Below are 15,916 nucleotides of genomic sequence, written 5' to 3' on the forward strand. Positions count from 1 at the left end.
TAAAAAATGGCAGACAACTATAAAAAGCCGTCCAAGGAACTAGACCGTATCGACCGCAACATTCTTAATGAGCTGCAGAAAGACGGTCGTATTTCAAACGTTGAGCTTTCAAAACGTGTGGGACTTTCTCCAACGCCATGTTTGGAGCGTGTACGTCGCTTAGAGCGTCAGGGTTATATCACAGGGTATACTGCATTATTGAATCCGCAGTTCCTGGATGCATCACTATTAGTATTCGTTGAGATTACGCTAAACCGTGGTGCGCCGGATGTGTTTGAGCAGTTTAACTCAGCTGTTCAAAAGCTAGACGACATACAAGAGTGTCATCTTGTTTCAGGTGACTTTGACTATCTTCTTAAAACCCGTGTATCAGATATGGGTGCTTACCGCCGACTATTGGGCGATACGTTACTACGTCTACCTGGCGTAAATGACACTCGCACATACGTTGTTATGGAAGAAGTGAAACAATCTAACCAGCTTGTGATCAAAACTCGTTAATTTCTTGCAAAGAAAGCGGTATATGCTTCCGCTTTCGCCAGAGAGTAATTGGGTTTTTCTCCTTGATATGGTTAAATCAATTTACCGAGCGGCTTGATGCCGCTCGGAATGTTTTGCAATTTCCTATTTCATTTCCATATTCAAGTTGATTTATGTTCAAAGAGAACGCAAAGAAAGTCGAAACCATTATCAAAACCAGTGAAGAGCCCCAGTCTTCACGCTTAAATGGCTTCCAACGCTTAAAAGAGTGCTGCTTTATCGTTGGCGTTCTTAGCTCGGTATTGCTTGCGGTTGCACTATTTACCTTCAGTCCGGCCGATCCTTCTTGGTCCCAAACCGCATGGGGAGGGGATATCGATAATGCTGGTGGCCTTTTCGGCGCTTGGCTAGCCGATACTCTATTCTTCACATTTGGCTCTCTCGCTTACCCAATCCCTTTCTTGCTAGCGGCTGCTGCATGGGTGATTTGCCGTAAACGAGGAGAAGATGAGCCCATTGATTTCATGCTATGGGGTACAAGGCTGCTCGGTCTTGTCGTCCTTATTATGACCAGTTGCGGTCTTGCCGATATTAATTTTGATGACATTTGGTATTTTTCATCCGGAGGTGTGGTCGGGGATGTGTTGTCTAGCCTCGCTTTACCTACATTAAATGTACTCGGTACCACATTGGTACTGCTGTTCTTGTGGGGAGCGGGCTTTACGCTCTTCACTGGCATCTCATGGCTTAACATCGTGGAATGGCTTGGTGATCGTGCATTAGCACTAATCGCCGCGCTTGCAAATAAGGCAAGAGGTTCAGAGCAGGAAGTTTTAGAACCTCAGCTTGATGAGTTTGTAGAAGATAAAGTCTCTACGCCTAAACATAATGTAGACCATGAAATTGATGATGAGCCGCTTCCTCATTTAACGGCGTACGATGTCGATGAACCGAAAGAGTCGGCGCCAGCGCATGAGTATCCTATTTATATGCCGCAAGCTAAACCTGATAAGCCTGCGGAACAGGCGATGGTAGAACCGACGCCACCACAACGCAAGGCTACGGTTAATGCTGCGCCAGTTTATGCTGAACCTGAGCCTCAAACACAACCTATCCATACGGTTAACACGGATAACGTTGATCCGCTCTTGGAACGCACCAAGCAACTGAATGTTACGATAGAAGAGCTTGAAGCAGCGGCGCAACAAGCAGATGACTGGGGAACTGAAGAACAGGCAGCCCCATCATTTGCAGACACTTACTCTTCCTATGTAGAGCCACATACAGCTACAGAAGAACCGATCAGTGTTGAACCAGATTATGCGGAGTACGAACAATTTGAAGCAGAGCAAGTACAGCAGCCAAGTATTGAGCATCCTGTACATGAAGAGCCTGCAATTGATTCTGCTGTATTAGATAGCATCACGGCTCAAACAGAGTCGAGCCAACATATTGAGCCTACGATCTCTGACTTTGATGTGTTAGATGATGAAGACGAAGTGGAGTCTCAGCCTGCACAGCAAGTACAGCCAACAACGCCTCATCAGCAAGCAGCAACACCTTCAACAACATTTGAACCTGCACCTCAAGAAGTCGAGGTAGAAGAGGTTCAAGACGGCGATCAAGATGTGGCTGCATTCCAAAACTTGGTATCGAATGCTCAAGCGAAAGTGGCTGCTCAGCAGAACCCATTCTTGGTACAGCAAGAGCAAAACTTGCCAGTACCAGAAGAGCCATTACCAACACTAGAATTGCTTTACCACCCAGAGAAGCGCGATAACTTTATCGACCGTGATGCTCTGGAAGAGGTGGCTCGTTTAGTTGAAACCAAACTTGCGGATTACAAGATCAAAGCAGACGTAGTCGGCATTTACCCAGGCCCTGTTATCACTCGATTCGAGCTTGATTTGGCGCCGGGCGTGAAAGTAAGCCGCATTTCTGGCTTGTCTATGGACTTGGCACGTGCGTTGTCTGCAATGGCGGTACGTGTTGTAGAAGTGATTCCGGGCAAACCTTATGTGGGTCTAGAGCTGCCTAACATGAGCCGCCAGACAGTATTCTTGTCTGATGTAATCAGTAGCCCTCAGTTTGAACAAGCAACGTCACCAACGACCGTTGTTCTTGGTCAAGATATCGCGGGTGAAGCGGTGATTGCAGATATCGCGAAAATGCCTCACGTACTGGTAGCAGGTACAACTGGTTCTGGTAAGTCAGTAGGTGTGAACGTGATGATCTTGAGTATGCTTTACAAAGCATCGCCAGAAGATCTGCGTTTCATCATGATCGACCCGAAAATGTTGGAGCTTTCAATCTACGAAGGTATTCCTCATCTACTTTCTGAAGTAGTAACAGATATGAAAGACGCGTCTAACGCACTACGTTGGTGTGTGGGCGAGATGGAACGTCGTTACAAACTGATGTCTGCATTGGGCGTACGTAACGTGAAAGGCTTTAACGAGAAGTTGAAGATGGCAGCAGATGCCGGTCACCCAATTCACGACCCATTCTGGCAAGAAGGCGACAGCATGGACACTGAGCCGCCGTTGCTAGAGAAACTGCCATACATCGTTGTGGTTGTCGATGAATTTGCCGACCTAATGATGGTGGTAGGTAAGAAGGTTGAAGAACTGATTGCTCGCTTGGCGCAAAAAGCGCGTGCGGCAGGTATTCACTTGATCCTTGCGACACAGCGTCCATCGGTTGACGTTATTACCGGTCTGATTAAAGCGAACATCCCAACACGTGTGGCGTTTACCGTATCAACTAAGACCGACTCACGTACTATTCTTGACCAAGGCGGTGCAGAATCGCTATTGGGTATGGGTGACATGCTTTACTTACCACCAGGTTCAAGCCATACGACCCGTGTTCACGGTGCGTTTGCATCGGATGATGATGTTCACGCGGTTGTGAACAACTGGAAAGCACGTGGTAAGCCAAACTACATCGATGAGATCATCAGTGGTGACCAAGGCCCAGAAAGTCTGCTTCCGGGTGAACAGATGGAATCGGATGAAGAAGTGGATCCACTGTTCGATCAAGTCGTAGAGCACGTAGTGCAATCGCGTCGTGGTTCGGTTTCTGGTGTACAGCGTCGATTCAAGATTGGCTATAACCGAGCGGCTCGTATTGTTGAGCAGCTTGAAGCGCAAGGCATCGTAAGTGCTCCGGGCCATAACGGTAACCGTGAAGTACTGGCTCCTGCGCCACCAAAAGATTAATGAACTTGTGTTACTCACCTCAGTCCAACTGAGGTGAGTGGTTCTAACAATAGGTATCTGAATGAAAAAACTATTTTCAGCGAAACTTTTCTCTGCGCTTGTTTTAAGCTTTTCTCTCTTCTCTACTGCACACGCCGCGTCTCCCAAAGATGAACTAAACAAACGCCTTTCTATGAATGATGGCTTCAGTGCGGATTTCTCTCAGCAAGTTATCAGCCCAGAAGGCGAAACGGTGATGGAAGGAGAAGGCACGGTTGAGATCGCTCGTCCAAGCCTGTTCCGTTGGAGCACGACATTCCCAGATGAAAACCTACTGGTTTCTGACGGTAAAACATTGTGGTACTACAGCCCATTCATCGAGCAAGTGAGTATCTACTGGCAAGAGCAGGCAACAGAGCAAACGCCATTTGTTTTGCTAACGCGTAATCGCGCAAGTGACTGGGATAACTACAAGATTTCCCAAAAAGGTGATGAGTTCATCCTCATTCCCACTGCAGTAGACTCCACACAAGGTCAATTCCAGATTAATATTGATGCTAAAGGTGTGGTGAAAGGCTTCAATGTGGTTGAACAAGACGGTCAGAAAGGTTTGTTCACCTTTAATAACGTGAAGCTGGGTAAACCAAAAGCAGACAGATTCACATTCACAATTCCAAAAGGTGTGGAAGTGGATGACCAAAGGAATTAATTGGTAGTGAGTAATTACACATTAGATTTCTCGGGGGACGAAGATTTTCGTCCCCTTGCTGCTCGTATGAGACCGGAAACGATCGAACAATACATCGGACAGCAACACATTTTAGGTCCCGGTAAGCCACTGCGCCGTGCGCTAGAGGCGGGTCACATTCACTCGATGATCCTTTGGGGACCACCAGGCACAGGCAAAACGACATTAGCGGAAGTGGCTGCAAACTATGCCAATGCTGAAGTAGAGCGCGTGTCTGCCGTAACGTCTGGTGTGAAAGAAATCCGTGCAGCAATCGATAAAGCACGTGAGAACAAAATGGCGGGTCGCCGCACCATCTTGTTTGTGGATGAGGTGCATCGCTTCAACAAATCTCAGCAAGACGCGTTTTTGCCGCATATTGAAGATGGCACGGTTACCTTTATTGGAGCGACGACAGAAAACCCATCGTTTGAGCTAAACAACGCATTACTGTCACGTGCACGTGTGTACAAGCTAACGTCTCTCGACAAAGAAGAAATCTCGTTGGCGTTAAACCAAGCCATTAGCGATAAAGAACGTGGGCTGGGTAATACGCCAGCACACTTCGCTGACAACGTATTAGACCGCCTAGCAGAACTGGTAAACGGTGATGCTCGTATGTCTCTCAATTATCTTGAGCTGCTTTACGACATGGCAGAAGACAATGCGCAAGGTGAAAAAGAGATCACGCTTAAGTTGCTTGCGGAAGTAGCAGGGGAGAAGGTCTCTCGCTTCGATAACAAAGGTGACATTTGGTACGACTTAATCTCTGCGGTTCACAAATCAATTCGTGGCTCAAACCCAGATGCTGCGCTGTATTGGTCTGCGCGTATGATTGCCGCGGGTTGTGACCCTTTGTATATTGCTCGACGCTTATTGGCGATCGCTTCTGAAGATGTAGGTAATGCTGACCCTCGCGCAATGCAAGTGGCACTGTCTGCTTGGGATTGCTTTACCCGAGTTGGTCCAGCAGAAGGTGAACGTGCGATTGCACAGGCGATCGTGTACTTGGCGTGTGCGCCGAAAAGTAATGCTGTTTACGTGGCATGGAAACAAGCGCTCACAGACGCTCATAACTTACCTGAATATGAAGTGCCGCATCACCTTCGAAATGCACCAACCAGTTTGATGAAAGACATGGGTTACGGTGCAGAGTATCGTTATGCTCACGATGAGCCTGGCGCTTACGCTGCGGGTGAGCAATATTTGCCACCTGAAATGGGCGATCGTAGGTACTATCAGCCGACAAATCGTGGTCTAGAGACCAAAATCGGCGAAAAGTTAGATTACTTGGCTACTTTAGACGCAAATAGCCCACAAAAGCGCTATGAAAAGTAGGCGTTTTTGGATACATTTGTTCAGTAAATTTTTTTAACGCGTACGCTTGGAAAGTGCGCGTGATTTCACAACAAAAAGCATAGGATTAACAATGCTGGATTCTAAATTACTTCGTACAGAGCTGGATGAAACAGCTGCTAAACTGGCGCGTCGTGGCTTTAAGCTAGACGTAGATACTATTCGTAAACTTGAAGAACAACGTAAGTCCATTCAAGTAGAAGTAGAAAATTTACAATCCACGCGTAACTCCATCTCCAAGCAGATCGGCCAAAAAATGGCGGCTGGCGACAAAGAAGGCGCAGAAGAAATCAAGAAACAAATCGGTACTCTAGGTAGCGATCTTGATGCGAAGAAAGTTGAACTTGAGCAAGTAATGGCTCAACTAGACGAATTCACGCTTTCTGTACCAAACATCCCAGCAGACGAAGTGCCAGATGGCAAAGATGAAAACGACAACGTTGAAATCTCTCGTTGGGGTGAGCCAAAGTCTTACGACTTCGAACTGAAAGATCACGTTGACCTAGGCGAAATGGGTGACGGTCTAGACTTCGCAAGTGCTGTTAAGATCACTGGCGCACGTTTCATCGTGATGAAAGGCCAATTCGCTCGCCTACATCGTGCAATCGCTCAGTTCATGCTAGATCTTCACACTGAAGAGCACGGCTACACAGAAATGTACGTACCTTACCTAGTAAACTCTGATAGCCTATTCGGTACTGGTCAGCTTCCTAAGTTCGGTAAAGACCTTTTCCACACTGAGCCGCTAGTAGAAAAAGTAAACGACGAAGAGCCACGTAAACTGTCTCTAATCCCTACTGCAGAAGTGCCTGTAACGAACCTAGTTCGTGACACAATTTCTGACGAAGCGGATCTACCAATTAAGATGACAGCTCACACGCCATGTTTCCGTTCAGAAGCAGGTTCTTACGGTCGTGATACTCGTGGTCTGATTCGTATGCACCAGTTCGACAAAGTTGAGCTAGTACAAATCACTAAGCCAGAAGATTCAATGAACGCACTAGAAGAGCTAACAGGTCACGCTGAGAAAGTTCTACAACTTCTAGAGCTTCCTTACCGTAAAGTGGTTCTATGTACAGGTGACATGGGCTTTGGTGCTCGTAAGACTTACGACCTAGAAGTTTGGGTTCCTGCTCAAGAAACTTACCGTGAAATTTCTTCATGTTCTAACATGTGGGATTTCCAAGCTCGTCGTATGCAAGCGCGTTTCCGTCGTAAAGGCGAGAAGAAACCTGAGCTTGTACACACGTTAAACGGTTCTGGTCTTGCTGTAGGTCGTACAATGGTTGCTATCCTAGAAAACAACCAAGAAGCAGACGGCCGCATTGCAATCCCTACAGTACTTCAGAAGTACATGGCAGGCGCAACGCACATCGGTTAATTCATTAACCACTAGAACACCAAAACCCAGCCTTTGCGCTGGGTTTTTTGTTATCTGCGTCGAGCGAAAATACGTTGTTATGTAATTAGCACACGCAATAGTGAAGAGCTCGCCCAGAATCTGGCAGTACGAGACAAATGATATTTTTCTAAGCAGTTTCTCACGTGACAAGCTAATAGCTTCATTTGCCCTTGTTGTTAAACGTTATGCCAGTAAATCCCCTTTCATTTCTCGTAACTTTTGCGCTTACCTTACTTGTTAGTGAGAGTGCTATCGCAAGTAAATTTATCCAGCCTCAATACTTAGATAGTGAGCGAACCGACCGCTTTTTTGCACGCCAAGTAGCGCAACCTTCCAAAGAAAATATGCAGCTGCGTAATTCACTCGACTGGGGATACGGGCTTGAGTTGGCAAGTGCGTCTGGTGACACGGAATCGGTGTTTAATTGCAAAGACTTAGCGACTGCAAGCTCTGCGGGCTTTACTGCTGCTAAAGCGTATGAATACGGCGCGTATAAGGCGTATTTAACTCAGTGCCAAACATGGAGTGAGATGGCAAAGTTAACCGCCTCTAAGCGCTCATATATATCGAAATTTAAGTTAGATGATAGCTTTCCTAGTTTGGCTCCAAGTGCGCTTGCTTTTGTTATTTCTAACGAAAGTGCTGAGAAAGCAAAGACACTATCAACGTGGGATGAAGCAGACCATATTCAAAGAACTCATGTCTCCAGTGAAGTGAGAGCAGAGTACTTCGACGCGACCGATGGCTTTCAAGTCATTACGATTGTAGCAAAAGGTGATTACAACGCTGACGGCATCGAGGATATCGTTATTGAGAAAGAGAATAGTGTACTCAGTGGCTCGCATTCTTCTTCACACGGCTATGTATTAACCCGTATGTCTGAACAAGCGCTATTTAAAGTGTTGGCTGAATGGTAATGAAACGACTGGTGGCCACTTGGGGGTTAAGTGTTGCCATGATGAGCACGTTTGCCGTTGCTAGCACCTCGCCCAGAAAAGTCTTTGAATGTTCAGTAAACCAAACTATGAATTTTAGTATTTCGATAGAGCAAGGCAAAGGTGGTCTTATCTTCAATAAGTTCATTGTGAATCAAAGCCCAGTTTTACTGCGCATTAAATCTCAAGATTATCGTATCAAACATTACCATCGAGCGTTGGTAGATGAAAAGTCACTGGAATTTAGTATTGGTGAGCGCGTCATATTAGTCAGTGAGTACTTTAGCGAGGAGTTTGATGAGGTAGAGAAGATACTCAGTGTTACTTTGAGAGAGCCTGAGCAAACGCAGTATTTTGAATGCGAGGAAGGCAGTATGAGTAACCTTGCATTGCTTTTCCATGAGAGCGCCGAATAATCGATTACAGAGTAATTATTACCAAAACGTAATAGTGTTTTCGAATTTACCCTAATTATCTTGTTATTTGTAATCGATATAATCATCCACCTTACCACGGTAAGTAGATTTTCTCATTCAAGTAACGAGGAGGGCTTATGGCCGTAGGGTGGGCAAACGACGATAGCGTCAGCCAACAAATTCAAAACACAATAGACGACGAGATTTCCCGTGTTCGTGGCAGTATCACAAAGGGTGAGAGCGCCCATTACTGCGATGAGTGTGGTGATGAGATCCCAGAAGCGCGTCGTCTTGCAATGAAAGGCGTTCGTTTGTGTATCGAATGTCAGTCAACAATCGAATTGGTATCTCAACGCCAAGCATTGTTCAATCGACGAGCGAGTAAAGACAGCCAACTTCGATAGCTTTACTGCTCTAATAAATAACGAGACGGTTTGAGTCTCATACTCAAACCGTTTTCGTATTGAATTGAACTATGAAGCGAAGCAGTCTTTACGTTGCAACGCTGCATCAATCGCGTTAACTAGCTTCTCAATATCTTCTGGCTTGCTGATGAACGGCGGCATCATATAAATCAGTTTGCCAAATGGACGAATCCACACTCCGTGTTCAACAAACAAGGCTTGGATGGTTTCCATATTCACAGGGCGAAGCGTCTCCACTACGCCAATAGCACCCAACCAACGGGTGTTTTTCACCAAGTCGTATTCTTCAAGTTTTGGTAGTAACTCAGAAAACAGCGTTTCAATTTGTTGGGTTTGCTGTTGCCAGTTACCTTGCTCGATCAATTCCAAACTTGCAGTAGCTACGGCACAGGCAAGTGGGTTACCCATAAAGGTTGGACCGTGCATAAAACAACCAGCATCACCACCACAAACAGTGTCTGCTACGTGTTTGCTCGCGAGGGTCGCAGAGAGGGTCATGTAGCCGCCAGTAAGTGCTTTCCCGACACACAGAATGTCTGGTTGAATATCTGCATGTTCGCAGGCAAACAATTTACCTGTGCGTCCAAAACCGGTAGCGATCTCATCTGCAATCAATAACAGATCGTATTTGTCGCAAAGTCTACGCACGCCTTTGAGAAATTCTGGATGGTAGATACGCATGCCACCTGCGCCTTGAACGATAGGCTCAAGGATCACCGCAGCAAGTTCTTTATGGTGAGTCTCAATCTTGTGCTCGAAGTCGGTAAGGTCTTCTGGCTTCCATTCATCCCAATAACCACAAGTTGGTGACTCCGCAAAGATATGCTCAGGCAAAAAGCCTTTGTAGAGAGAGTGCATTGAGTTATCAGGATCGGTAACCGACATGGCTGCAAACGTATCGCCGTGATAACCGTGTCGCAAAGTAAGAAACTTCGGTCGGCGTTCGCCTTTTGCATGCCAATATTGCAGTGCCATTTTTAAGCTGACTTCTACGGCAACAGAGCCTGAATCGGCAAGGAATACATGTTCAAGATTACTTGGTGCTAGGGATAGCAACTTCTTACACAAACTGATTGCTGGCTGGTGGGTAATCCCGCCAAACATCACGTGAGAGACCTGATCGATTTGCTGGTGAGCGGCTTGATTTAAGTGCGGATGGTTATAGCCGTGGATCGTCGACCACCAAGAAGACATGCCATCGACCAGCTCAGTACCGTCTTCCAATTTAATGTGCACACCATTTGCCGATGCCACTGGGTAGCAGGTCAGAGGTGTCAATGTAGAAGTGTAAGGATGCCAGATATGCTGGCGGTCGAAGGCGAGATCCATGTGCGATTCCAATAGTAATTAAGGTTAAAAAATAAACAGGTGTAAACTTTGTTCTTTTGTGTTGTGTTGACAGTTTATCGAGACTCGTTAGACTGTCAACACAACAACAAAAGTGACTAAAGGAATACACGTGGAAGTTCGTCATAACTGGACGCATGCTGAAGTGCGCGATCTCATGGAAAAACCATTCATGGATCTCCTATTCGAAGCGCAGCTTGTACATCGTCAATATCAACAAACCAACCATGTTCAAGTAAGCACGCTTCTGTCGATTAAGACAGGTGCTTGTCCAGAAGATTGTAAGTACTGTCCTCAGAGTGCTCGTTACACCACAGACATCGAGAAAGAGCGTCTGATGGAAGTAGAACGCGTACTCGATGCTGCACAAAAAGCCAAAAATGCTGGTTCTACTCGATTCTGTATGGGCGCCGCATGGAAAAACCCGAAAGAGCGTGACATGCCGCATTTGACCGACATGATCAAAGGCGTGAAGGACATGGGTTTAGAAACGTGTATGACATTAGGCATGCTGACGCCAGATCAAGCAAAGCAATTGGCAACCGCAGGTCTGGATTACTACAACCACAACCTAGATACCTCACCTGAGTTCTACGGCAACATTATTACCACACGTACTTACCAAGACCGTTTAGATACTTTGTCTCACGTTCGTGATGCTGGCATGAAGATCTGTTCCGGTGGCATTATCGGTATGGGTGAAAGTGCTAACGACCGAGCAGGTTTGTTGGTTGAATTGGCTAACTTACCGGTACACCCTGAAAGCGTTCCAATCAATATGCTTGTGAAGGTGAAGGGCACACCACTGGAAGAAGTGGATGATGTTGAGCCATTCGATTTCATTCGCCTGATTGCGATTGCACGAATTATGATGCCTCAATCAGCCGTTCGTTTATCCGCTGGCCGTGAAAACATGAACGAACAAATGCAAGCGCTGTGTTTTATGGCGGGTGCAAACTCCGTCTTCTATGGCTGCAAACTGCTGACCACGCCAAACCCTTCTGAAGACAAAGACATGATGTTGTTCAATAAGCTCGGCATTAACAGCCAAGAGGTGTCTCAAAAACCTGATGAAATCGAAGAAAATGAGTTACTCGATCGCGTCGTAGAGCGTGTTGCTGCTCGTCCAACAAAAGACGACCTTTTCTACGATGCCAGCGTTTAAATCTCGTATCGAGTCCGCCCTTGCTGAGCGTAAAACGCAAGGGTTGAATCGTTCTATGAATGTGGTGTTTGCCGGTAACCAGTCCGTTTTGGAACACGAAGGTAGACGCTACATTAATTTCTCAAGTAATGATTATTTGGGATTAGCCAATGATCAAGCACTTGTTCGGGCTTGGCAGCAAGGTTTAAGCGTATATGGTAGTGGCAGTGGAGCATCACCGATGGTGACTGGTTTTAGTGCCGCGCACAGCAATTTAGAAGCCGCGCTGACCGAATGGCTGGGTTACGACAGAGCAATTCTGTTTGGTTCTGGATTCAGTGCTAATCAAGCCTTGTTGTTCACCTTGTTAGAAAAATCAGACGTACTCATTCAAGACCGTTTGAACCATGCCTCACTGATGGAAGCGGGGATCTTGTCACCGGCTAAGATGAAGCGCTTCAAACACAATGACATCGAGCACCTAAAGTCGCTGATTAATAGCGAAGACAACCATCTAGTTGTGACTGAAGGGGTGTTCAGCATGGACGGTGATTGTGCGCCGCTTAGCGATATAGCTGAAGTCACTCGCAGTCATGATGCTTGGTTTGCTGTCGATGATGCTCATGGTATTGGCGTTCTTGGTCAATCCGGTGGTGGTTCTTGCGAGTTGGCAACCGTTAAACCTGAGATACTGATCGTTACTTTCGGCAAGGCGTTTGGTATGTCTGGCGCGGCTATTTTATGTGACCACGCAACGGGAGACTTTTTGACTCAGTTTGCTCGTCACCATGTGTATTCCACAGCGATGCCTCCGGCACAAGCCTATGCGCTGACGCATGCGGTTTCTATCGTTCAAGAGCAGTCTTGGCGACGTGAAAAGCTTTCAGAGCTTAGTGAAGTGTATCGAGGCTGCCTCAGCGATCTGGAGGGCTTTGTTGAGACTCAAACTTCGATTAAGCCGTTTGTTATTGGTGAATCTGAACTGGCTTTGCAGGTTGCGAGCGCTTGTCGCCAAAACGGCATTTGGGTTACCGCTATTCGACCACCGACGGTGCCTAAAGGGACGTCTCGCCTTCGAATCACACTCACTGCCAATCACACCAACGAACAAGTTAAAACGCTTTCAATGGCATTGAAGCAAGCATTAGGAGCGCTGTAATGGATAATGCAGAAAATATGACATTGGAGAGCTTTTACCAAGACAAAGAAGCGATTGCCTCTTCGTTTGGTAAAGCAGCAGAAACGTACGACAAACACGCAGCTTTTCAGCGTGATGTTGGACATCGCTTGCTTGATAAACTTCCTGAAAATTTGACGGGAAAACGTATATTGGATTTAGGTTGTGGCACGGGTTATTTCTCCCAACTATTTCAACAACGCGGTGCGGAAGTAGTCTGCGGCGATATCTCTCAAGCCATGTTAGATAAAGCAGAGCAGCGTTGTGGTGCAGTACGAATGCATTACCAAGTTGCTGATGCTGAAAACTTACCATTTGACGATGATAGCTTCGATTACGTGTTTTCAAGTTTAGCGCTGCAATGGTGTACAGATTTAAGTTACCCACTAAAAGAAGTGCGCCGCGTGCTAAAAAATGGTGGGAAAGCGTGGTTCTCTACACTGGTTGATGGATCACTGTATGAGCTGCGTGCATCATGGGAAAAAATTGATGCATATCAACACGTCAATAACTTTCTAACGCTCAATCAGGTAAAAATTGCGTTAGCGCAATCTCGATGTGACAGCCATCAACTAGACTTGACCACCATCACAGTTTGGTATGACTCTGCATTTTCAGTTATGCGTGACCTCAAAGGTATAGGTGCAAATCACGTAAGCGGGCGCTCACACGGTTTAACTAGTCGCGAGACTTTGTTAAAAGTTGAGCATGCGTACCAAGCGTTTAAAAACGATCAAGGTCTTCTACCTGCAAGTTATCAGGTTTGTTTTGGAGTAATACATCTATGATTGATGCTTTTTTTATTGCTGGTACGGATACTGATGTTGGAAAGACGGTAGCGTCTAAAGCCATTTTGCAAGCGATCGCTGCAAAAGGACTAAACACTATTGGTTATAAGCCAGTGGCAGCAGGGAGTGACAAGACTGAAGCCGGATGGCGTAACTCTGATGCTTTACACTTACAAGACGCCGCAACACTCGATGTGGCCTATGATGATGTGAACCCATACGCTTTAGAGTTGCCTGCTTCTCCCCACATTGCAGCGAAGCATGAACATGTCGAAATAAGTTACGATGTTCTGAGTCAAAAACTGGCTCAACATAAGCAGCAAGCCGATGTTGTTCTCGTTGAAGGTGCTGGAGGCTGGCGTGTGCCAGTATCCGATACGGACTGTTTATCTACATGGGTAAAAGAAGAGCAGTTACCTGTTGTACTGGTGGTTGGCATTAAATTAGGCTGTTTGAGCCACGCTTTACTCACAGCGGAGAGTATTAAAGCGGATGGTTTGAATCTTGTTGGCTGGGTGGCAAACCGCGTCAACCCTGGCACAGAGCACTACGCTGACATTATCGAGATGCTAGAAGCACGTATCGATGCACCTAAGCTTGGGGAAATTCCATATATTCCAAGTGCTAAACGCAAAGAGCTAGGCAAGTACATTAATGTAGAGCCGTTGCTAAACACTGACTAATGGTGTTTAGGATAAAAGACTAAAAACCCAAAGGGCTGCGCAATGCAGCCCTTTCTTGTTGGTGTAACCTAAAAAGTCAGATTACTTATCTTGGCTGAGCCCCATCAATGCTTGTTGTGTTTCTGCAACACGCTGAGACATATGATGATCGGTTGAAATACCAAGTTGTTGCTTTGCCTCGTCCTCTGAGATGCCTAGGTGACAACGTAGTAAATCAATAGCCATTTGATAGTCGTTAGTTTCTACCATGGTTTTTCCCTCAATACATGGAGTTTTTGAACTCACCCAATGCACTTTTTACAATGTACTTAGAGTGGCTCTGTTTTGTTCATCTCATTCGAATTTAGCATGTCCATGTGGCCGCACAATAAGACCAAAGTCTATAGCAGAGCTAACGTACTGTTTTTGGTCTATTAAAAAATTTCTAGCTAAGTTGCTAAGAGGTGATAGATTTAACACCAAGATCATCTATCAATAGATGATGGGTAGCTCAGAGCTTATTTTATCATTTTGATAAATGTATATGAACGGAGGTTCCAGCTCCTACCAAAGCATGTTTTGAAATCGCTTGAATCAAATATTTCAGTCCCGAAAACAAATGTTGCAATTTATTGCTTAACCTTGTTTTTATCGCAGATAGACTATATCTATAACGCACGGAACATGAAAATCAACGGAATTGGCTTTTATAGCGATTACCATTTGTTCCTTATAACAATCCGTTTTAAAAAAACGATAAGCTTCCTCGGAGAAAAGTAATGAAGCGAATTATGTTATTCCTAGCAACTAACCTAGCTGTCGTGCTAGTGCTTAGTGTTGTTCTGAATATTGTTTACGCTGTAACTGGAATGCAACCAGGCAGTCTGTCAGGTTTACTTGTAATGGCTGCTGTATTTGGTTTTGGTGGCGCATTTATTTCGTTGATGATGTCAAAGGGTATGGCGCTACGCTCGGTTGGTGGTATGGTCATTGAAAGCCCGCGCAACGAAACGGAGCATTGGTTAGTCGAAACTGTGGGTCGTCAAGCTCAACAAGTGGGTATTGGTATGCCAACGGTGGCTATTTATGATTCACCAGATATCAATGCATTTGCGACAGGTGCAAAACGAGATGACTCTCTTGTCGCAGTTTCTACTGGTCTTTTACACAATATGACTCGTGATGAGGCAGAGGCAGTACTTGCACACGAAGTGAGCCATATTGCAAATGGTGATATGGTCACGATGACGTTGATGCAAGGTGTCGTGAACACGTTTGTTATCTTCCTATCACGCTTTATTGCCAATATCGTGGCGTCGAACGATGATGAAGAAGGCCAAGGTACAAATATGATGGTTTACTTTGGCGTATCCATGGTGCTTGAACTGGTATTTGGTTTCCTAGCTAGCTTCTTGACTATGTGGTACAGCCGTCATCGCGAATTCCACGCGGACGCAGGTGCAGCGCGCCTCGTTGGCAAAGAAAAAATGATTGCGGCTCTAGAGCGTTTGAAGGTGAGTCATGAATCTCAACTGGATGGCACCATGATGGCATTTGGTATCAACGGCAAGCAGTCGCTGACTGAGCTACTAATGAGCCACCCTCCGCTAGATAAACGTATTGCAGCGTTGCGAGGCCAGCAATACTAATTGTTCCTACTTAAATAATTGTTAATCTGCTGAAAAGGCTTGGTTTTGACCAAGCCTTTTTTTTCGCCGATTGATCGCGTGCGAACTTCATCACGTACTACTTACAGAAATAAAGTTATACAAAATTATTTTTGTACAACTTTGGTGGAATGAACTATCTTGTACATATAATAATTTTGTACAACTTAATGGGCGTGTAGGAGTAAAA

15 protein-coding genes are annotated in these 15,916 nt (G+C 45.7%); 13 read left to right on the forward strand and 2 right to left on the reverse strand.

Annotation, left to right across the window (positions count from 1 at the left end; genetic code table 11):
* The first annotated feature begins 6 nt into the window (after positions 1-6).
* The 8 genes from lrp (at position 7) to R8O10_RS18655 (ending at position 8,920) form a co-directional block, all read left to right on the forward strand.
* The gene (lrp, locus tag R8O10_RS18620; RefSeq protein WP_005378234.1) at positions 7-501 is read left to right on the forward strand and encodes a leucine-responsive transcriptional regulator Lrp; all 495 of its coding nucleotides are present in this window, start codon (positions 7-9) and stop codon (positions 499-501) included.
* Positions 502-653: 152 nt separating this feature from the next.
* On the forward strand, positions 654-3,701 hold the full coding sequence (locus tag R8O10_RS18625; RefSeq protein ID WP_318191636.1) for a DNA translocase FtsK 4TM domain-containing protein: 3,048 nt from the start codon (positions 654-656) through the stop codon (positions 3,699-3,701).
* A 61-nt stretch (positions 3,702-3,762) separates the two neighbouring features.
* A complete protein-coding gene (lolA, locus tag R8O10_RS18630; protein WP_009705737.1) occupies positions 3,763-4,389 on the forward strand; it encodes an outer membrane lipoprotein chaperone LolA in 627 nt (208 codons plus the stop codon).
* A complete protein-coding gene (locus R8O10_RS18635; RefSeq protein WP_318191637.1) occupies positions 4,390-5,745 on the forward strand; it encodes a replication-associated recombination protein A in 1,356 nt (451 codons plus the stop codon).
* A gap of 91 nt (positions 5,746-5,836) precedes the next feature.
* On the forward strand, positions 5,837-7,144 hold the full coding sequence (gene serS, locus R8O10_RS18640; RefSeq protein WP_005437179.1) for a serine--tRNA ligase: 1,308 nt from the start codon (positions 5,837-5,839) through the stop codon (positions 7,142-7,144).
* Between the two features lie 206 nt (positions 7,145-7,350).
* A complete protein-coding gene (locus R8O10_RS18645) occupies positions 7,351-8,082 on the forward strand; it encodes an ATPase (protein WP_318191638.1) in 732 nt (243 codons plus the stop codon).
* On the forward strand, positions 8,076-8,516 hold the full coding sequence (locus R8O10_RS18650) for a hypothetical protein (protein WP_318191639.1): 441 nt from the start codon (positions 8,076-8,078) through the stop codon (positions 8,514-8,516). Before R8O10_RS18645 ends, R8O10_RS18650 begins: the two co-directional genes overlap by 7 nt.
* Positions 8,517-8,653: 137 nt before the next feature.
* Entirely contained in the window at positions 8,654-8,920 is a 267-nt protein-coding gene (locus tag R8O10_RS18655; protein ID WP_005437185.1) for a DksA/TraR family C4-type zinc finger protein, read from the forward strand.
* A gap of 69 nt (positions 8,921-8,989) precedes the next feature.
* Here R8O10_RS18655 and bioA read toward each other — a convergent pair whose 3' ends face one another.
* On the reverse strand, positions 8,990-10,270 hold the full coding sequence (bioA, locus tag R8O10_RS18660; protein ID WP_318191640.1) for an adenosylmethionine--8-amino-7-oxononanoate transaminase: 1,281 nt from the start codon (positions 10,268-10,270) through the stop codon (positions 8,990-8,992).
* Between the two features lie 130 nt (positions 10,271-10,400).
* Between bioA and bioB the strand changes: the two genes are divergently transcribed.
* Genes bioB through bioD form a run of 4 tightly spaced genes read left to right on the forward strand, consistent with a single transcriptional unit; the run spans position 10,401 to position 14,080 of the window.
* Complete coding sequence (bioB, locus tag R8O10_RS18665) at positions 10,401-11,453, forward strand: biotin synthase BioB (RefSeq protein WP_086369529.1); 1,053 nt, start codon at positions 10,401-10,403, stop codon at positions 11,451-11,453.
* Positions 11,440-12,591: an 8-amino-7-oxononanoate synthase gene (gene bioF, locus R8O10_RS18670; protein ID WP_318191641.1), complete on the forward strand. Its 1,152-nt coding sequence runs from the start codon at positions 11,440-11,442 to the stop codon at positions 12,589-12,591. Before bioB ends, bioF begins: the two co-directional genes overlap by 14 nt.
* Complete coding sequence (gene bioC, locus R8O10_RS18675; RefSeq protein ID WP_318191642.1) at positions 12,591-13,397, forward strand: malonyl-ACP O-methyltransferase BioC; 807 nt, start codon at positions 12,591-12,593, stop codon at positions 13,395-13,397. Before bioF ends, bioC begins: the two co-directional genes overlap by 1 nt.
* Positions 13,394-14,080: a dethiobiotin synthase gene (bioD, locus tag R8O10_RS18680; protein WP_005378217.1), complete on the forward strand. Its 687-nt coding sequence runs from the start codon at positions 13,394-13,396 to the stop codon at positions 14,078-14,080. Before bioC ends, bioD begins: the two co-directional genes overlap by 4 nt.
* A gap of 81 nt (positions 14,081-14,161) precedes the next feature.
* Here bioD and R8O10_RS18685 read toward each other — a convergent pair whose 3' ends face one another.
* Positions 14,162-14,329 carry a hypothetical protein gene (locus R8O10_RS18685; RefSeq protein ID WP_005378215.1) on the reverse strand — a complete coding sequence of 56 codons (168 nt, stop codon included), beginning with the start codon at positions 14,327-14,329 and terminating at the stop codon, positions 14,162-14,164.
* Between the two features lie 509 nt (positions 14,330-14,838).
* Between R8O10_RS18685 and htpX the strand changes: the two genes are divergently transcribed.
* Positions 14,839-15,708: a protease HtpX gene (htpX, locus tag R8O10_RS18690; protein ID WP_005388085.1), complete on the forward strand. Its 870-nt coding sequence runs from the start codon at positions 14,839-14,841 to the stop codon at positions 15,706-15,708.
* Positions 15,709-15,916: the final 208 nt, after the last annotated feature.

Source organism: Vibrio sp. 1727, assembly GCF_033344415.1.
GTDB lineage: Bacteria > Pseudomonadota > Gammaproteobacteria > Enterobacterales > Vibrionaceae > Vibrio > Vibrio alginolyticus.